Origin of the sequence: Terrabacter terrigena, from assembly GCF_042676085.1 — a bacterium.
GTDB classification, from domain to species: domain Bacteria; phylum Actinomycetota; class Actinomycetes; order Actinomycetales; family Dermatophilaceae; genus Terrabacter; species Terrabacter terrigena.
In genome coordinates, this window is record NZ_JBHTKH010000005.1 from 143924 (window position 1) to 161727 (window position 17804).

Below are 17804 nucleotides of genomic sequence, written 5' to 3' on the forward strand. Positions count from 1 at the left end.
GGCCCGTCCCCCTCTCGGGGGCGGGCCTCGTCGCTTGTCCGCCTCCTGCGACCGGGACCGCCGGGCGCCGTCACTCGGAGCGGATGGTCGCCGGCTGGGTCGGGGTCAGAGCTTGACGAGCGGGGCGTAGCGCAGGAGCAGCCGCTTGGTGCCGGTGTCGGCCCCGAAGTCGACGTGGGCCATCGACTTGTCGCCGTCGCCCTCGACGCGCACGACCGTGCCGAGCCCGAACGCGTCGTGGCTGACGCGGTCACCGGACTGCAGGGCGATGACGGGGCGCTTGCCCGCGCTGCGCACGCCGGGGCGGGCGGCGAGCGTCGCCACGGCCGGCTGCCCGGCGCCACGGGCGCCGCTGAACGACGGCCCCAGCCGCTGCCAGTCGAGCAGGTCGCCCGGGATCTCGTCGAGGAAGCGCGACGGCGGGTTGTACTGCGGCGCGCCCCAGGCCGACCGCACCGCTGCCCGTGAGAGGTAGAGCCGCTCGCGGGCGCGGGTGATGCCGACGTACGCGAGACGCCGCTCCTCCTCGAGCTCCTTCGGGTCGCCGAGCGCGCGCATGTGCGGGAACGTGCCGTCCTCCATGCCGGTGAGGAAGACCACGGGGAACTCCAGGCCCTTGGCGGTGTGCAGCGTCATGAGGGTGACGACGCCCTGCGCCTTGGCCTCGGGCTCGTCGGGGATCTCGTCGGCGTCGGCGACGAGCGAGACCTGCTCGAGGAACTCCTCGAGGTCGGTCGCCGGGGCGACGTCCTCCGGCTCCTGGCTCGCGGGCACGACGCCGGCCTCGATGTCGGCAGTCTCCTGGGCCTTGCGGTCGTCGAACTCCTGGGCGACCGCGACGAGCTCGGCGAGGTTCTCGACGCGCGTCTCGTCCTGCGGGTCGTGGCTCGCGCGCAGCTCGGCGAGGTAGCCGCTCTGCTCGAGCACCGCCTCGAGCAGGATCGCGATGCCGCCGCCGCCCTCACGCACCACCCGCAGCGCCTCGAGCATCTCGGTGAAGCCCTTGATCGCCGCCACGGACCGGGTGGCGATGCCGGGGGCGTCCTCGGCGCGGCCCAGCGCCGCGACGAACGGGATGCGCTCGCGCTCGGCGAGCGCCGCGACACAGGCCTCGGCGCGGTCACCGATGCCGCGCTTGGGCACGTTGAGGATGCGGCGCAGGTTGACGGTGTCGGTGGGGTTGGAGATGACGCGGAGGTACGCGAGGGCGTCCTTGATCTCGCGCCGCTCGTAGAAGCGCGTGCCCCCGACCACCTTGTAGGGCAGGCCGACCCGCACCAGCACCTCCTCGATGGCACGGCTCTGCGCGTTGGTGCGGTAGAAGACGGCGACGTCGCCGGGCTTGACGTCGCCCTCGGCCGCGAGGTCGTCGATCTGCTTGGCGACGAAGGCGGCCTCGTCGTGCTCGTTGTCGGCGACGTAGCCGACGATCATCGCGCCGTCACCCGAGTCGGTCCAGAGGTTCTTCGCCCGGCGCCCCTCGTTGCGGGCGATGACGGAGTTGGCGGCGCGCAGGATGCGCTGCGTCGAGCGGTAGTTCTGCTCGAGCAGGATCGTGCGGGCGTCGGGGTAGTCCTGCTCGAACTCGAGGATGTTGCGGATGGTGGCGCCACGGAAGGCGTAGATCGACTGGTCGGAGTCGCCGACCACGCACAGCTCGGCCGGCGGGACGGCATTCCGGCGCTGAGCGCCGGCTCCATCCCCCTCGGGGCCCTTGACCTCGCCGACGAGCTCCTTGATGAGCTGGTACTGGGCCTGGTTGGTGTCCTGGTACTCGTCGACGAGGACATGGCGGAACCGGCGGCGGTAGTACTCCGCGACGTCGGGAAAGGCCTGCAGGATGTTGACGGTCATCATGATGATGTCGTCGAAGTCGAGGGCGTTGGCCTGGCGCAGGCGGCGTTGGTACTGCGTGTAGGCGTCGGAGACGGTGCGCTCGTAGTGGTTGCCCTCGGTGACCTGGCTCGCGTAGGTCTCCTCGTCGATGAGCTCGTTCTTGAGGTTGCTGACCTGCGCCGAGAAGCCGCGCGGTGGGTAGCGCTTGGGGTCGAGGTCGAGGTCGCGCAGCACGAGGCTCATGAGCCGCTGGCTGTCGGCGGCGTCGTAGATCGAGAACGTCGACTTCATGCCGACCTTGGCGGCCTCGCGGCGCAGGATGCGCACGCACGCCGAGTGGAACGTCATGACCCACATGGCCCGCGCGCGGGGCCCGACGAGGGCTTCGACGCGCTCACGCATCTCGGCGGCGGCCTTGTTGGTGAACGTGATGGCGAGGATCTGGCCCGGCTGGGCGTGCCGCTCGCCGAGGAGCCACGCGATGCGGTGCGTCAGGACGCGGGTCTTGCCCGAGCCCGCGCCGGCGACGATGAGCAGCGGGGTGCCCTCGTGGACCACGGCCTCGCGCTGCTGCGGGTTGAGCCCCGCGAGCAGCACCGCGGGGTCGAGGTCGGCCGGAGCCTGGGGCGCCACCTCGACGCCACCACGCGCAGCGGCCTCGGCCCAGGTCGGCACGCCCTGCTCGGTGACGTCACCACCGCGCCGCGGGCGCGCGGACCCGCCGGAGGGCGCGCCCTGACCGTGCTCGAAACCGGGGATGGGGAGGTCGTCGAAGAGCGTGCTCATGATGGCCCAAGCCTACGTCGGACCACCCACACCACCGGACCACCTCACCGGCGCCACCACCCCGGCGCGGCGTCGTGGACGCACCCGCCGCGGGACCTGCGGGACCGGGCAGGATGGGCGAGGTGAGCGATTTCGAGATCCGCCCGGCGACGGCCGACGACGTGCCCGACCTGCTCCGCCTCGTGCGGGCGCTCGCCGACTACGAGAAGGAGCCCGAGGCGGCGACCGCGACCCCGGCCCAGTTCGAGGCCGCGCTGTTTCCCGAGCACGGCGACCCGACGGCATACGCCTTCGTCGGCGTGGCCGGTGGCGCGGTGGTCGGCATGGCGCTGTGGTTCCGCAGCTTCTCCACCTGGACGGGCGAGGCCGGCATCTGGCTCGAGGACCTCTTCGTCCAGCCCGACCGGCGCGGCAGCGGCCTCGGGCAGGCGCTGCTCGGCCGGCTCGCCGCACTGTGCGTCGAGCGCGGCTGGACCCGGCTCGAGTGGGCGGTGCTCGACTGGAACACCCCGTCGATCGAGTTCTACCGGGCACGTGGCGCCCGCCCGCTCGACGACTGGACGACCTTCCGCCTCGACGGCGAGGCCCTGGACCGGCTCGCCCGGGGCTGATCGAGCGGTCGTATGGTGGCGAGCATGACCCGAGCGACCAGCGTCTTCGTCTCCGAGCCCGGCGACCGCAGCGTCCTGCAGGTGCGCACCCACGACGTGCCCGACCCCGGCCCGGGCGAGGTTCAGGTCGAGGTCGCGGCTGCCGGCGTCAACTTCATCGACGTCTACAAGCGCCAGGGCGTCTACCCCGTGCCCACGCCGTTCGTGCTCGGCGAGGAAGGCGCCGGCACCGTGACCGCCGTCGGTCCGGGCGTCTCGGACTTCGCCGTCGGCGAACGCGTCGCCTGGTGCCAGTCGAGCGGCAGCGCATCGACCGTGGTCAACAAGCCGGCCCAGGTGCTTGTTCCCGTTCCCGACGGAGTCGACCTCGAGGTCGCCGCGGCCGCCATGCTCCAGGGGCTCACCGCGCACTACCTCGTCACGAGCACGTATGCCGTCAGGGAAGGCGACATCGCCCTCGTGCACGCCGCTGCCGGCGGGGTGGGGCAGCTGCTCGTCCAGATGGTCACGGCCCGCGGCGCGACGGTCGTCGCGACGGCCGGCTCGGACGAGAAGCTCGAGCTCGCGAGGGAGCGCGGCGCCCAGCACCTCATCAACTACGAGACCGTCGACGACCTCGCCGGCGCCGTCCGGGAGGCTGCCGGGCGGGGCGTCGACGTCGCGTACGACGGGGTCGGCAAGGCGACCTTCGACGCCTCGCTGGCCTCGCTACGGCCGCGCGGCATGATGGTTCTCTTCGGCGGGGCGAGCGGCCAGGTGCCGCCCTTCGACATCCAGCGCCTCAACAGGGGCGGTTCGCTCTTCCTCACCCGGCCGACGCTCGCGCACTACATCGCCGAGCGTGAGGAGTACGAGTGGCGGGCCGACGAGGTGCTGGGCGCGGTCGCAGACGGCTCGCTCGAGATCGCCATCGGCGGCCGCTACCCGCTCACCGAGGCGGCTGCGGCATACGAGGCCCTCGAGGGCAGGAAGACCACGGGCAAGCTCGTCCTGGTGCCCGGGGCATGAGCCGCACGCTGTTCCGACACGACCGCATCTGGACGGGTCACGACAAGGCCCCGTGGACCGACGCGCTGCTCGTCGAGGACGGGCGGGTCGTCGCGGTGGGTGCCGACGCCCGCGACGGCGTAGCCGCGAACGGCACGTCGACCGTCGACCTCCCCGGCGCCGTCGTGATGCCGGGCCTGCACGACGCCCACATCCACACCGAGTGGCTCTCGCGCGACCTGTCGTCGGTCGACCTGCGCGAGGCGCGCTCGCTCGACGAGACGCTCGAGCTCGTGCGAGCGCATGCCGCCGGGCTGCCCGACGGTGAGTGGCTGCACAGTGGCCGCTGGAACCACAACCGGTGGGCCCTCCCGGTGCAGCCCGACCGCCACGCGCTCGACACCGTGACGGGCGACCGGGTGGCCGCGCTCGCGAGTGTCGACGGGCACACGATCTGGGCGAACTCCCTTGCGCTGCAACGGGCCGGCATCACCCGCGACACCCCCGACCCGGTCGGCGGCGAGATCGTGCGCGACGCCTCGGGCGAGCCCACCGGCATCCTGCGGGAGTCGGCACAGGAGCTGCTCGACACGATCCCGCGTGTGCAGACGCCGCTGCGCCCGTGGCTCGAGGGCTGCCAGGAGTGGCTGCTCTCCGTCGGCCTCACGAGCATCACCGACATCGACGGCGAGGACGCCCGGGCGGCATACGCCGAGCTCCACGCCGACGGTGCGCTGCGGATGCGCGTCACCAAGTGCACACGCGACCCCGACCTCGAGCTCGCGATCTCCGAGGGGCGACGCTCCGGGCAGGGCGACGACGTCTTCCGCGTGGGCCCGGTCAAGTTCTTCAGCGACGGGGCCCTCGGCTCGCACACGGCGCACATGACCGAGCCGTTCGTCGGGCACGAGGGCTGCGGCATCGCGGCCATGCCCTACGAGGTGCTGCTCCAGCGCACCCTGCTCGCCGCCCGGTCGGGTCTCGACGTCATCACGCACGCCATCGGCGACGAGGCGAACCGCCTCGTGCTCGACTCCTTCGAGGCGGTTCGGGCGGAGGCGCTCGAGAGGTTGCTACGCATCGAGCACGCCCAGCACGTGCTACCCGTCGACATCCCCCGCTTCCGCGCACTCGACGTCGTGGCCTCGATGCAGCCCAGCCACTGCACCGCCGACCTCGAGCTCGCCGACGAGATCATCGGTCCGCGACGCCTCGCCTCGTACGCCTGGCGGAGCTTTCTCGACGCCGGGGTGCGGATCGCCTTCGGCTCCGACGCCCCCGTCGAGGACCCGAACCCCTTCTACGGGCTGCACGCGGCGGTCACCCGGCAGCGGGCCGACGGACACCCCGCCGGCGGCTGGCGTCCCGACGAGCGCATCACGCTGGCCGAGGCCGTCCACGCTCACACGGTGGTGGCGCACGAGTCCGTGGGGCGCACCGACGTCGGTCGGCTGGTGCCCGGTCAGCTCGCCGACCTGGTCGCGGTCGACCGCGACGTCTGGGCGCTCGAGGAGTCGGCGCCGGCTGCGATCCGCGACACCGTGGTGCTGCAGACGTGGGTCGGCGGCGCCCTCGCGCACGACCGGAGCTGACCGGCCGCGGCCGGGTCGAGGTATGCCGTCGCGCCGGGTCGCGATGCATCACCTGCACCGCTGACACCGGGTCTGTCGCCGTGGTCGCGTTGCGTCCATCCTTGGGAGAGGAGGGCGCATGCGCGAGATCGACGCCGACTTCGCCGCCTGGGCACGGGCCCGGCAGCTGCGACTGCTCCGTGCCACCTGGCTCGTCGACGGCGACCACAAACGCGCGGAGCGGATCGCCCTCTCGGCCCTGACGCGTCTGGCCCTGCACTGGCACCACGTGCGAGGCGGCGACCCCGACGCGTACGTCCGCGCCCGCGTGCACCACGCCGCCCTGGCGACCGCCGAGGGCGACGTGCACGAGGGGGTGGTGGCCCGCGAGCTGCCGCTCCGGCTGCGCACCCTCACGCCCCGGCAGCGCGCCGTGCTCGTGCTGCGCCGGTACGTCGGCCGGTCCGTCGACGACACGGCCGAGCTCATCGGCGTCTCGCCCGAGAAGGTGCGCCGGGAGGAGCGTCGCGCGCGCGACAGCTTCGCGGCGGACTCTGCTCGGCCGATGACGGACGACGAGGTCACCGCCGCACTCGAGGCCGCTGGCGCGAGCATCCGCGAGGTCGACCTGGCCGACCGTGCCTGGCACGACGCCCTTCTGCACCGGACGACCACGCGCCGCCGGGCGGCCTCGGCCGTCGCCGCCGCCGCTCTCGTCGTCGGGGGCGCGACACTCGCCGGCCGCGACCCCGTGGTCACGAGGAGCCCGCCCCCGCCGTCGCCGGCGGGCCTGACGCAGGTGCCCCTGCTCGAGGAGGCGACGTGGCACGCCACGGCCGGCGGTCTGAGGTACGTCGTCGCGCCCACCGCCGGCACCGAGGCCGAGCAGCCGGTCCTGTCGCTCGGCCTGCCCGCGGTCATCGACCCCCAGCGTGAGCACGAGCTGGCCAGCCGGCCGTCCCCGGACGGCCACGGCGCCTTCGGCGACGCCGTCTACCTCGAGCGCCGGGCACCGGGGCGCTGGGTGCCCGTGCTCCTCTACGGCGACGGGGAGCTGCTCACGCTCGACACGGTCGAGCTGACGGACGTCCGTCCCGCATCGGGGCCGCCTCGACCACCCCTGGGGCTGTGGGCCTTCTCCGGCGACAAGACCGTGCTGGCCTTCGCCCAGCCGGGCAAGGTCGTCCTCTTCGACATGGAGACGCGACGGGTGAGCAGCGTCGCGATTCCGTCACGCACGCTCGACTGGGCGGCCTGGCGCGGCAACCACCTGCTGGCGGGATCGGCGGAGGGGCTGTGGTCGCCGGGGCTGTCGGCGACCTGGCCCCGCCCGGAGCCGCCCCGACGACCGGGGGCACGCGAGTTCCGCGTCGAGGCGGGCCGCACCGTCCTCGACGAGCACGCCCCCGACGCCTCCACGCGCCCGCTCGCCGTCGTCTGGCCACGCACGCACCCGGTCGGTGACACCGTCTCGAACGCACGGCAGTACGCGTCCGTCTTCCGCCTGGCGGGTGACTCCCGAGACATCGACGCCGTGGGTCCTCGTCAGGTCATCGTGGCGACCAACGGCCTGGGACGCGACCGCATGCTCGTCTTCGGCGAGGAGCAGCCGCGGTCCACCGACTGCTGCTCGGTGCTGGGCTGGACCGTCCGCGGTGAGCTCCTCTACCTCTCGGCAGCCCCCAGCGGCACGTGGATCATGGCGTGGGACGTCGAGACCGGCGTCGTCCACCGGGTCTCGCAGTTCCTCACCTCGGACTCGGTGCCGCCGCTCATCGCCCTGGGCGCGCGGTTCACGGTGAGCTAGCGGTCGCGAGGGCAGGGGGACGAGTCAGGGCCCACCGGGCACGACGGCGAGAAGGAGCGTGGCGAACCAGGTCAGCCCGCCCACGGCGAGCAGGAACCAGCCGATGACCGCGACGTTGCCGGCGCCCTCGGCGCGGGATGCGCGCGCGCGGCGCCGGCCGACCACGACGAGCACCACGCCGATGGCAAGCCACACCAGGCCGATGAGGAGACCGGCGAGAACGCCTGCGTTCCAGCGCATCTCAATGACCCCCGTGGCCTGGAGGGACCATCACCAGAGTGCTGCGACGAGCACGTTGGCGACAGCCCCACCGCCGGCGACGTCGAGCAGCGGTCCGGTGTCGCGGCCCTTGCGCGCCCGCGCCGCACCGATCTCGGCCGCCGCCACGACCCCGAGGGCGATGACGAGCTTGACGGCGATCTTCGCGTTGTTCACCTCGTGGCTGTCGTCCTTGATGGCCGACGCGATGCCGACGAGCACCAGACCGGTGATGATCTGGGCGCGGGCTCCCCACACGATCGGTGCGGTGACCGTGCGACCCGAGCGCACGGCGATCCAGCCGCCGACGACAGCCGCCATGCCGAGCAGGTGCAGGGCGACGAGGAGGTTGTAGACGAAGTCCATGGCCGTCATCCTACGGAGCGTCGTACTCGCCGGCCGCACGGGGCACAGACAGGTCGGCGAGCGCGGCGAGCCGGCGCCACGACGAGCTCAGCGGGTAGTCGTCCAGCTCGTCCAGCGACACCCACCGGGCGTCGGACGTCGTGCCGCCGACGTCGTGGATCACGACCTCGGTCGGTTCGGGACACGTTGCGGCATAGACGATCCGGACTGCGTGAAAGTCCTCGAGACGACCCCCGGGCGCACGCCCGACCCAGTGGTCCGACTGCACGGCGACGAGGTCGCCCAGCTCGATCAGCTGCCCCGTCTCCTCCCACACCTCGCGGTGCACGCCGTCGACGGGCGACTCGCCGTCGTCGAGGCCGCCGCCGGGCAGGCCCCAGTCCCCGGCGACGTGGGTCTGGCTGTTGAACTGCGTGAGCAGCACGCCACGCGCGCTCGTCACGACGGCATAGGCCGCCACTCGCTGGTACGGCTCCCCCACCTCGTCGGCGCCCACACCGGCGTCGCGCGGCACCGCCGCCACCGGCCGAGGGCGTATGCCGTCCAGCGGGCTCACGCGAAAGGCGAGCTCCAGGGCGCCGTCGACGTGCACGGTGGCCCACGACGGCGGACCGAGCGCCCAGCCCAGGTCGCCCAGGACCACCTCGGGGTGCTCGCCGTGACCGAGCCTCGCCTCGCCGAGCCGCGTGTCGTCGTCGCCGACCGCGACCACTCGGATGCCCCCCGGCTGGTTCGTCCTCATCGGCGGACCAGGCCGACGGCCCGCTCGTACTCAGCGACGGCCAGGGCGGCGACGTGCGACCAGTCCTGCGCCGGCGGGTTCGCGATGTTCCAGGCCCGCATCCGTGCAACTTCATCAGGAGCCTTGGCCAGACGCGCAATCGCCTCGGCCATCTGCGAGTCGCTCGACACCACAAGCCCGTTCACGCCATGGTCGACGAACTCGCCCACGCCGGAGCCAGATCGGCCGATCACCGGCAGGCCGACCGTGCGCGCCTCCAGAGCGGCGATCCCGAAGGACTCGAGACGGGCGGGCGACAGGTAGACGTCGGAGGCGGCATACCTCTCGCGCAGCTCGTCGCGGGAGACCCGGCCGGGCAGCGTGACCCAGTCGAGGGCCTGCTCGCGCACGAGCGACTCGACCTTGCGGCGGTCAGGTCCCTCGCCCAGCACGGTCAGCGACACGGAGCCCGAGCCGGCGAGGCGCTCTGCCTCCGCGACGAGCCCGACGAGCGCAGCCGGCCGCTTGCGGGCTGCGAGCCGCATCGCCGTCACGAGTCGCAGCGGCCCCGGCTCGCGCTCGGCCGGGGTGGTGACCCACCGGGCGACGTCGATGCCGTTCGGGAGCACACCGACGGAGCGGCCCGGGCCGACGAGCCGGCGCAGCGGCTGCGCGGCCACCTCGGACACCGCTGACATGGCCACGCCCTGCGAGGCCCACCGGCGCACGAAGCGGGCGAGGTCGAACACGGGCGCCACCCCGGCCAGCATGCAGTGCCACGTCATCGCCGTCGGCAGCCCGAGACCGACGGTGACCCGGGTGCAGTCCCACGCGAACGGCGAGACCACGCCGGTCTGCACGTGCGCCACGTCGAACCCTCCGCCGACCAACCGCCGCCGCAGCTCGGGCGGCGCCCACGGGTTGACCGGCAGCTCCCACGGCATCCGGGCGGCGAGGCGGTGGACGGGAACGCCGTCGACGACCGTGACGGCGCCGCGCATCTCGCCCTCGGCGCCACGGGTCGCGGTGAAGACCTCCACCTCGTGGCCGGCGGCCTGCAGGTGCCGGGCGAGGTCGTGGGTCTGCACCTCGATCCCGCCCAGTCGGGGCAGGTAGCAGTCGGACAGGAGGGCCACCTTCACGGGGAACACTGTGTCATGCGTCAGGATGGGTGACTGTGCCCCACACCCTGCTCGCCTTCCACGCGCATCCCGACGACGAGGCGCTGCTGACGTCGGGCACGATGGCCCGCGCCGCTGCCGAGGGGCACCGGGTGGTCGTGGTGGTGGCCACGGACGGTGAGCTCGGTCTCGCTGCGAGCGAGTACACCGGCGACGGCGCCCTCGCCGCGACCCGCATGGACGAGCTGCGGGCGAGCGCGCGGGCGCTGGGTGTCGCACGCGTCGAGCACCTGGGCTACGCCGACAGCGGTCTCGGGCCGGAGGTCGCGCCCGACCCGCCCGGCACCACCCGGTTCGTGCGGGCCGACGTCGACGAGGCCGCGACCCGGCTCGCCGACATCCTCCGCGAGGAGCAGGTCGACGTCCTGCTCAGCTACGAGCCCAACGGCGGCTACGGCCATCCCGACCACAAGCAGGTGCACGTCGTCGGCGCCCTGGCCGCCGAGCTCGCCGGCACCCCGCGGGTCCTCGAGGCCACGGCGCCGCGAGACACGATCTGTCGCGCCATCGACCTCGCCGCGAAGGTCTACCGATTCCCGCCCGAGTTCGACCGTTCGAGCTTCGACCGGGCCTTCTCGGCGCGCAGCGAGATCACCCACCGCATCGGTGTGCGGCGCCACATCGCGGCCAAGCGGGCCTCGATGCGGGCGCACACCTCGCAGGCGAGCGCCGACGGTGGCGCGGACCGCACCCTCGCCGCCTTCCTGCGGATCCCCCGCCCCCTCTACGACGTGGTCTTCGGTCGCGAGTGGTTCGTCGACCGGTCCCTGCCCGCAGGGTCGGCGATCCGCCGCGACGTCTTCGCCGACCTCCCCTGACCCGTCGAGAGGGCAGGGCGGCGGGAGTGCGGCAGGCCGGGCCGGGTCAGGCGGTGGCGGGCTGCTCGAAGACGATGGCCATGGGGGTCTGCTCCGAGCCCTGGCCCAGCGGGTTGTCGGCGAACATCAGCTCGTAGTGCTCCTTCGAGCCCGGCGCGTCCTTGCCGAGCACGTTGCGGCCGATGTCGTTGGCGTCCATGACGACGGTGCCGCCGAACGTGTCGCGGTACGCCGCGGGGACCCTCTCGCGGATGGCCGCCGACAGGCGTGCCGCGACGTCGTCGGGGTCCTTGGGGCCGAGCTTGGCCGAGACGTTGGCCGGGTAGACGGAGTACTCGGTGGGGCCGTCGATGGCGCGGATGTCGCCGCCGACGAGGTCGTAGAACAGGCCTCGCTTGCCGAGCACCTTGCCGATGGCGCCGCCCGCTGACGCGAAGAGCACCCGCGGCAGCCCGGCCTCCTCGATCGCCAGCTGCATCGTGAAGGGCGAGCCGAGCCCGATGCCGGCCGGGGTGCGGGTCACGTAACGGCTCAGCAGCCGGGCCGGACGACCGACCTTGATGTCCCAGATGAAGTAGGAGCGACCCTGGGTGATGGCGACGATCTTCTCGGAGATGAAGAAGTACCAGCGGCCGGTCGTCGCCGCGACGTGCTCGTCGCCGGCCTCGAGCAGACCCGAGAAGAACCGGTCGATGTAGCCCATGGTCTTCGCCTCGAGGTCGTCCTCGCGCGCGTAGAGGTCGGTGCGCAGCGGGTAGCGACGCACCGACGTGCCGTCGGCCGTGACGAGGTCGAGCTGCTTGCGGGCGTTGGGCTCGTAGTCGGTCTTGACCGCCTCGACGACGTCCGCGGCCTCGGGCTCACGCTCGTCGAAGAACTCCTGCAGCCACAGCTCCACGTTGAGGATGCGCCAGATCGTCGACGAGTCGACGGCGTTGGTGCCCTTGATCCAGCCCTCGAACGCGTGCAGCACCGCCGTCTGGTCGAAGTAGGGCCGGTTCGCGAACGACTCGGAGAGGAACTCACCGTAGATGTGGTTCTTCAGTCGCATGAACCAGTCGGCCTGCGGGGTGGTCGAACCGACCTTGTCGCGGCGGTCGACGACCGAGTCGGGAAGCAGGCCACGCATCGCGTCGCGCAGCACGCGCTTGCCGAGGCCGTCCTTGATGAGGGCGTCGTCGTCGAGACCGAACACGAAGCGCGCGAGGTCGCGGTCGACGAAGGGCAGCCGCACGGAGACGCCGAAGCGTCGGGCGTTCTTGTCGGTCGAGCGCAGCTGCGACGGCAGCGAGTCGACGAAGAGGTCGTCGACGAGGCGCTTGCGCAGGTCGGAGCTCTCGACGTCGTGGGTCTCGGCCGCGTGGGCCCGCGCGAACTCGGCCCCGAGCAGCGAGGTGACGGCGACCGCCTTGCGCCCGCGCAGCCGGTCGCCGACCCGCGGGCGGCCGCGACGCACGAGCACGTCGAGCGAGCGGCCGAGCTCGGAGGCGGCGAGCGCCGCGCTGCGGCCCCGCAGCCGACGCAGGTGGATCAGGTGGTGGGCCCCGAACCCGCCGAGCAGCTCGTCCCCGCCGTGGCCGTCGAGCACGACAGCGTCACGCTGGGCGGCCTCCTGCAGCACCCGGTACTGCGTGTACGGGCCGGTCGACCCGAGGGGCTCCTCCTGGGTGCGCACGAGGTCGCGCATGTCCTTCTTGAACTCGGACGGGGTCGGCTCGACGCGGTGGGCCTCGACGCGGGCGCCGAGGCCGGCCGTGACGGCGTCGACCTGGGCCTGCTCGTCGATGGGTGAGCCGGGGTAGACCGCCGACCACGTGCGCTGCACGCCCGAACCGCCGGCCACATCTGACGCGCCTGCGCCTCCGGTCCCGTGCTCGACGGTCTCGAGCAGCGACGCGATGGCCGCGGAGTCGATGCCGCCCGACAGGGCGGTGCCGACGCGGCCCGGGGAAGCCGACCGACGGCGTACGGACGCGGTCAGCAGGGAACGGAACTCCGCCGCGGCCTCGGGCGTGTAGGGGCGTGGTGACCGGGCGAGCGCGGCGAGCTCCTCGCGCAGGCGGGTGTAGCGGCGGCGCTCGAGGCCCTGCGGGCCGAGTGTCACGACCTCGCCGGCTCCGACGTGCTCGATGCCGGCGAAGAACGTCGCCGGGCCGTCGTCGTGGACGCGGAAACGCAGGTAGCGGTAGATGGTGCGGTCGTCGGGGCGGCGCTCGTGGAGGCCGCTGTCGAGGATGCCGCGGATCTCGCTCGCGAAGAGCCAGCCGGAGCCCGAAGCGGCGACGTAGAGCGGCCGCACCCCGAAGTGGTCGCGCGCCAGGGTCATGGTGCGGGTGTCGCGGTCCCACACGGCGAGCGCGAAGGCGCCGTCGAGACGGTCGAGACCGTCCGTGCCCCACTCCGTGAACGCAGTGAGCACGACCTCGGCGTCACTCCCGACGCCGAAGTCGTGACCGAGCGTCTCGAGGTCGCCGCGCAGCTCGGCGCGGTTGTGGAGCTCGCCGTCGAGCGCGAGCGTGAAGCGACCTCCCCGGCTCGTGGCCAGCCGGTCGAGGCCCGTGTCGTCGTGCGACGGGCGGGCGGCCAGGCCCGCGTCCTCGTCACGCGCGGTCGACGCCGGGCCCGCGCCCGGATGCGTCGCGAGCAGTCGGTCGAGCAGGGCCTCGTCGGCGTGGACACCCAGGTGTCCGGCGATTCCGCACATGGGGTCAACCCTAGACGGGGGCGGACCAGCCCAGACCCACCCCCGCCGCGCGCCGCGGTCCGCGCGGTCGCACGAAACCTTCCGGGGGCGTGAACCGGACCACCTCTGGTGAGCGTCGTTCATTGGGGAGCATCCCTCAACGGAGAAGGAGCACGTCATGCACAGACCGACCCGCACCGCAGCCCTCGTCGCAGGCGCCGTCCTCGGCCTCACCACCCTCGTGGCCCCCGCGGCCTCTGCGAGCGACGGCTCTTCGGGCCATCACCGCTCGGGCCACACGATCCTGCGCGCCGACCTCACGGGCAGCATGCCGGACGGACCGACCATCGCCATGGTCAAGCCGGGTCAGCTTCCGTGGGTAGTCGACGAAGGCACGGCCCGCGTCCGCTCGGACGGCCGGGTCCGGGTACGCGTGGAGGGCCTCGTCATCCCCGATCGCGGCACCCCAGGACCGGTGACGTCGATCAGCGCCTCGGTCGTCTGCAACGGCATGGTCGTCGGCACGACCATGACGGCTCCGCTCGACATGGAGGGTGACGCCCGGCTCGACGGCATGGTGTGGCTGCCGAAGATGTGCGACATGCCCATGGTCCTGGTGAACCCGAACGGCAACGCCGGCGCCTACATCGCCGCCACCGGCCTCTGACCGGGCCCGTCGAGAAGACTGCGTATGCCGCCCGGCCCCCCGGGCGGCATACGTACGTCTGCGTGCGGTGACCGACGTACTCAGCTCTCGGGCCGGAAGGGCGTCGTCGGTACGGTGACGCTCCCGCCCGAGCTGCTACGAACGGTCACGGTCACGGGATCCGTTGCCTGCCAGGGAAACACGGTGCCGCCATAGCGCTGGCCGCCACCGTTGTGGACCTCGCCGATGAGCTTGCCGTCAGCCCGGTACGCGACCAGGCGCGCCCCCCGGTCGGAGCTGCGAGCGCGCACCAGCAGCTGCCCGCCGGTGGTTGCGGTCGCGTTGGTCCAGCACTTGTCGACCTCGACGCGGTCTGCGCCAGCCCGGGCGGCGGGTGGGACGCCCTGTGCGCGGTCGGCCGCACCCGTCGGTCCGCTCGCCACCGCAGCCGGCGCAGGGGGTGCCGTGGTCGACGCGGAGGTCTGTGCGGAAGTCTGTGCCCCGATCGGCGCCTCGGTCGGTGGGGCGGTGTCGACCCCGCAGGCCGTGAGGAGGACCGCGGTCACGACGGCCGCCGCCGCGGCGCACCAGGTGCGCCGTGTCGGGGTGGCAACGGACATCGCAGGACCTCCTCACGGACTGGGCCCCGCCCGGGACGGTGCGGGCGGGTGGTCTGGGGGTTGCCGTCGGGGCCCGGGGTCGTGACCCGACGACAACGTCCTGGTGGCCGCCGGGCGGTCTGCCGCGCCGACGGCGAGCGCTCGGGTGGCTGCCAGAGCCCTTCGGCCCCAGCAGCCACCGTCGGTCAGGCCTGGGTCACTGCCTGATCTTGTCGAGCTTCGACGGCGGGCTCGTCCCGATCACCGTGCCGGCGGCGTTGAGCGCCTTGACCGTGATCGGCGACTGCGCACACGGCGTCGCGTAGGTGCCACCGAGGTTGCAGGCCGGCGGCGGGGCGCCGACCGCGGTGACGGTGAACGAACCGGGTGCCACCAGCGAGACCGTGAGGTTCGCCGCCCCCAGCGTTGCCGGGTCGAACGTCGTGCCGGACTCCGTCAGGTACGGCAGGAGCCGCATCGAGCTGACGGTGGCGTCCGTGGACGTCGCGGTGATGACGAGCCGCTGCTTGCTGGTGCGGTACTCGACCGGCGTCAGGGTGATGTTCGTCGGCACCGCGGCCGTGACGGTGACGGTCATGTTGGTGGTCGACGACGTGCCGTTGGAGTTCGTCGCAGCCACGCTGTAGACGTACGTCCCTGCGACGGTGGGCGTGAACTTCAGCTGCGAGGTGGCGCTCGGGGTCGCCGCTGCCGGCGTCTGCGACAGGGCCGGGCTGGCCGGCCCGGACACCTTCGCCCAGGCCCACGTCGGCGCGGGCAGAGCGTTGCTCGTGGCCGAGATGGTCACCAGGTTGCCGGCCGTCACCGTCTGGTTCTGGATCGGCGCGATGGTCGGCGCGGGCGTGGCTGTCACCTGGATCGTCGTGTCGACGGTGGCGACACCGCAGGGGTTCGACGCGGCGAACCGCACGTTGTACGTACCCGGCGCAACCGTCGAGGCGTTGAACGTCGGCGTCGTCGTGCTGGCCCCGGTGAGGGCACCGTTGAGGTTGGTGCCACCGACGCTCGTCCCCGCGGTCCACTGGAGCGTGACCGGCGCAGAGGAGCCGGCAGGGATGCTGCCCGAGAGCTTCACGGTGCCGCCGTTGGCGACCGAGAACGGTGCGCCGTTGAGCGTCGGGGTCGCGCACACCACCGCTGGCGGGGCGACGTCGCTCGGCCACGGGTCGAGCACGCCGGCCGGCGTTCCGGTCAGCGACTGGTAGCCGCCGTACGCGAGGAACCCGATCGTGTTGAAGTTGTTCTCGGGGACCGGGGTTCCGGGCACGTTCTCCGGGAAGATGTACTCGCCGATGGGGGCGTGGTACTGGCCGTAGTAGATGCCGTTGGCCGCAGTCCTGGCGCCCGGTGTGCCGGGGACCTGGCTGTTCGGGTTGGCCTCGATCGTGCCCGGCTTGAACTGCGAGTCACCGTCGACCACTGCCCGCACCTCACGCGTGGGTGGGATGAACTGTCCGGCCGGGGGTGGCGTGCATGCCTTCTGGGTCGCGACCGTCGCGGTGCACGGCGGACGGAACCGCCAGCGTCCGCGCACCGCACCGCCGGGAGGACCGGGGTCGGGCATGACCGTGCCCCACTCGCGGTCGCTGGTGGCGCCGGTGATCGGGTTGATGTCGATGCCGTAGAGGCGCACCAGGCGGGTCTCGTCGGTGCTCATGCCCTCGAAGCGGGTGCGGACCGCTGCCTCTCCTGCGCCGAAGACCGTGAGGCCCCCGGTGCCGATGAGCGACACGTCGACCGACACGTAGGCGGGGTCGACGCCCGGCTGGGTGTAGATGCCGAGGCTCGCCACGATCGTGTGGGCCGAGATGTACTGCCCGCCGTTGGCGCCGCCGTCCTGGATGAGGTTGCCGGCGAACGTGACGTAGTCACCGATCTCGAACGGTGCCTGCTTGCGCGGGTCGGCGCAGGTGCCGCGCGGGCACGTGCTCGGGTTGGCGTCGACGTCGGCCGGCGAGTCCATCCGGAACATCGTGTATGCCGCACCGAGCGCCGGCAGCGCGGGCTGCGGGGTGATGCCCGAGGTGTCCGTGCCCGTGTAGACGGGACGGTTCGACTGCGGGCACAGCGCGTCGTCGTTCGTCGTGGTCGGCGCCGAGCGCGGGATGCACATCGGGAAGCCGGTCTCGGCGAGGATGGTCGGGTTGTCCTGGTCGACCTGGAAGCGGTCGTCGGGCGTCGCGGCGCGGCCGTAGCGGCCGGAGGTCGTCGAACCCGCGATGGCGGGGTCGTTGATCCGGACCCGGGTGCCGGTGCCGGCGACGCCGGACTTGCCGCCGACCTCGAGCTCGCCGGTGGTGTAGTCGATGAAGTTCACGTAGCCGGCGCCGTTGTTGAGGTCCTGCTGGGCGATGTGGACCAGGCCCGCGATGTAGCGGTCACCGCTCGCGTTGATGACCCGGTTGCCGACGACGTGCACCTCGTACGTCGTCAGCGGCTTGGGCGTGTCGGCCAGCGCCATGCCCGTCTGCGGCGGGGTCGACCCCGCATAGGGCGCCGGTGCGTGCGTGAACAGCTCCTGCCACGTGAGCGCGCTCGCCGGCAGGATGACCACCGTCTCCTTGGGGATCACGATGGTGTGCCCGTTGACGGTCAGCACGCCGCCGGAGTGCGGGTCGCCGGGTGTGTCCACCGTGGCGGTCTGGATGAACCCGGTGATGTCGAACTGCGTGCTCGAGGCCACCACGGGGTTGATCGCCGGCGCGACCAGTGGGGCCACGGCACCGTTGGCGGCGTTGTTCGCCACCGGTGCCAGGCTGCCGGCGAGAGCGATGGCGGCCACCGCCGAGAGGAGTCGGCGTCGACGGGGCGAGCCAACCCCCTCACGGGGTCCGCCGGCGGTGCGCCTCATGAGCGCACCTCCCAGTTGACTGGACATGGCCGTCCTCCTCCTTGCTTTCTTCTGCGTTGGTG

Annotated in this window: 14 protein-coding genes; 6 read left to right on the forward strand and 8 right to left on the reverse strand. The window is 72.7% G+C overall.

Going from position 1 to position 17804, the window contains the following annotated elements; translation table 11 throughout:
• Positions 1 to 105: 105 nt before the first annotated feature.
• Positions 106 to 2622 (reverse strand): DNA helicase PcrA, encoded by a 2517-nt coding sequence (pcrA, locus tag ACFQ2V_RS09785; protein WP_386052499.1) that lies wholly within the window; start codon positions 2620 to 2622, stop codon positions 106 to 108.
• A gap of 122 nt (positions 2623 to 2744) precedes the next feature.
• On the opposite strand from pcrA, the gene ACFQ2V_RS09790 reads away from it, so the two are divergent.
• The 4 genes from ACFQ2V_RS09790 to ACFQ2V_RS09805 all read left to right on the forward strand — a co-directional run bounded on the left by ACFQ2V_RS09790 (position 2745) and on the right by ACFQ2V_RS09805 (position 7598).
• The gene (locus tag ACFQ2V_RS09790; protein WP_386052500.1) at positions 2745 to 3233 is read left to right on the forward strand and encodes a GNAT family N-acetyltransferase; all 489 of its coding nucleotides are present in this window, start codon (positions 2745 to 2747) and stop codon (positions 3231 to 3233) included.
• A 24-nt stretch (positions 3234 to 3257) separates the two neighbouring features.
• Complete coding sequence (locus ACFQ2V_RS09795) at positions 3258 to 4241, forward strand: quinone oxidoreductase family protein (protein WP_386052501.1); 984 nt, start codon at positions 3258 to 3260, stop codon at positions 4239 to 4241.
• The gene (locus ACFQ2V_RS09800; RefSeq protein ID WP_386052502.1) at positions 4238 to 5812 is read left to right on the forward strand and encodes an amidohydrolase; all 1575 of its coding nucleotides are present in this window, start codon (positions 4238 to 4240) and stop codon (positions 5810 to 5812) included. The genes ACFQ2V_RS09795 and ACFQ2V_RS09800 overlap by 4 nt, the downstream gene beginning before the upstream one ends.
• Before the next feature lie 118 nt (positions 5813 to 5930).
• Positions 5931 to 7598: a sigma factor-like helix-turn-helix DNA-binding protein gene (locus tag ACFQ2V_RS09805; protein ID WP_386052503.1), complete on the forward strand. Its 1668-nt coding sequence runs from the start codon at positions 5931 to 5933 to the stop codon at positions 7596 to 7598.
• Positions 7599 to 7622: 24 nt separating this feature from the next.
• Here ACFQ2V_RS09805 and ACFQ2V_RS09810 read toward each other — a convergent pair whose 3' ends face one another.
• The 4 genes from ACFQ2V_RS09810 to ACFQ2V_RS09825 are packed head-to-tail and all read right to left on the reverse strand — an operon-like array spanning position 7623 to position 10085.
• On the reverse strand, positions 7623 to 7838 hold the full coding sequence (locus ACFQ2V_RS09810; RefSeq protein ID WP_386052504.1) for a hypothetical protein: 216 nt from the start codon (positions 7836 to 7838) through the stop codon (positions 7623 to 7625).
• A 30-nt stretch (positions 7839 to 7868) separates the two neighbouring features.
• Entirely contained in the window at positions 7869 to 8222 is a 354-nt protein-coding gene (locus tag ACFQ2V_RS09815; protein ID WP_386052505.1) for a hypothetical protein, read from the reverse strand.
• Positions 8223 to 8232: 10 nt separating this feature from the next.
• Positions 8233 to 8964 (reverse strand): NUDIX hydrolase, encoded by a 732-nt coding sequence (locus ACFQ2V_RS09820; protein WP_386052506.1) that lies wholly within the window; start codon positions 8962 to 8964, stop codon positions 8233 to 8235.
• Complete coding sequence (locus tag ACFQ2V_RS09825) at positions 8961 to 10085, reverse strand: glycosyltransferase (RefSeq protein ID WP_386052507.1); 1125 nt, start codon at positions 10083 to 10085, stop codon at positions 8961 to 8963. Before ACFQ2V_RS09825 ends, ACFQ2V_RS09820 begins: the two co-directional genes overlap by 4 nt.
• Positions 10086 to 10120: 35 nt before the next feature.
• Between ACFQ2V_RS09825 and ACFQ2V_RS09830 the strand changes: the two genes are divergently transcribed.
• Positions 10121 to 10942 carry a PIG-L deacetylase family protein gene (locus tag ACFQ2V_RS09830; RefSeq protein WP_386052508.1) on the forward strand — a complete coding sequence of 274 codons (822 nt, stop codon included), beginning with the start codon at positions 10121 to 10123 and terminating at the stop codon, positions 10940 to 10942.
• A gap of 46 nt (positions 10943 to 10988) precedes the next feature.
• Here ACFQ2V_RS09830 and ACFQ2V_RS09835 read toward each other — a convergent pair whose 3' ends face one another.
• Positions 10989 to 13646, reverse strand: a complete 2658-nt coding sequence (locus ACFQ2V_RS09835; RefSeq protein ID WP_386052509.1) for an asparagine synthase-related protein — start codon at positions 13644 to 13646, stop codon at positions 10989 to 10991.
• Positions 13647 to 13803: 157 nt separating this feature from the next.
• On the opposite strand from ACFQ2V_RS09835, the gene ACFQ2V_RS09840 reads away from it, so the two are divergent.
• The gene (locus tag ACFQ2V_RS09840) at positions 13804 to 14292 is read left to right on the forward strand and encodes a hypothetical protein (RefSeq protein ID WP_386052510.1); all 489 of its coding nucleotides are present in this window, start codon (positions 13804 to 13806) and stop codon (positions 14290 to 14292) included.
• Between the two features lie 80 nt (positions 14293 to 14372).
• Here the strand turns inward: ACFQ2V_RS09840 and ACFQ2V_RS09845 are convergent, their stop codons facing one another.
• A complete protein-coding gene (locus ACFQ2V_RS09845) occupies positions 14373 to 14891 on the reverse strand; it encodes a hypothetical protein (protein WP_386052511.1) in 519 nt (172 codons plus the stop codon).
• 196 nt (positions 14892 to 15087) lie between these two features.
• Positions 15088 to 17769 carry a PKD domain-containing protein gene (locus tag ACFQ2V_RS09850; RefSeq protein ID WP_386052512.1) on the reverse strand — a complete coding sequence of 894 codons (2682 nt, stop codon included), beginning with the start codon at positions 17767 to 17769 and terminating at the stop codon, positions 15088 to 15090.
• Between the last annotated feature and the right edge of the window lie 35 nt (positions 17770 to 17804).

Coding starts and splice junctions, on each gene's coding strand:
- ACFQ2V_RS09845 (WP_386052511.1), bottom strand. CDS start 14,891: ATGTCCGTTGCCACCCCGACACGGCGCACCTGGTGCGCCGCGGCGGCG.
- ACFQ2V_RS09795 (WP_386052501.1), top strand. CDS start 3,258: ATGACCCGAGCGACCAGCGTCTTCGTCTCCGAGCCCGGCGACCGCAGC.
- ACFQ2V_RS09850 (WP_386052512.1), bottom strand. CDS start 17,769: ATGTCCAGTCAACTGGGAGGTGCGCTCATGAGGCGCACCGCCGGCGGA.
- ACFQ2V_RS09800 (WP_386052502.1), top strand. CDS start 4,238: ATGAGCCGCACGCTGTTCCGACACGACCGCATCTGGACGGGTCACGAC.
- ACFQ2V_RS09840 (WP_386052510.1), top strand. CDS start 13,804: ATGCACAGACCGACCCGCACCGCAGCCCTCGTCGCAGGCGCCGTCCTC.
- ACFQ2V_RS09815 (WP_386052505.1), bottom strand. CDS start 8,222: ATGGACTTCGTCTACAACCTCCTCGTCGCCCTGCACCTGCTCGGCATG.
- ACFQ2V_RS09820 (WP_386052506.1), bottom strand. CDS start 8,964: ATGAGGACGAACCAGCCGGGGGGCATCCGAGTGGTCGCGGTCGGCGAC.
- ACFQ2V_RS09810 (WP_386052504.1), bottom strand. CDS start 7,838: ATGCGCTGGAACGCAGGCGTTCTCGCCGGTCTCCTCATCGGCCTGGTG.
- pcrA (WP_386052499.1), bottom strand. CDS start 2,622: ATGAGCACGCTCTTCGACGACCTCCCCATCCCCGGTTTCGAGCACGGT.
- ACFQ2V_RS09835 (WP_386052509.1), bottom strand. CDS start 13,646: ATGTGCGGAATCGCCGGACACCTGGGTGTCCACGCCGACGAGGCCCTG.
- ACFQ2V_RS09805 (WP_386052503.1), top strand. CDS start 5,931: ATGCGCGAGATCGACGCCGACTTCGCCGCCTGGGCACGGGCCCGGCAG.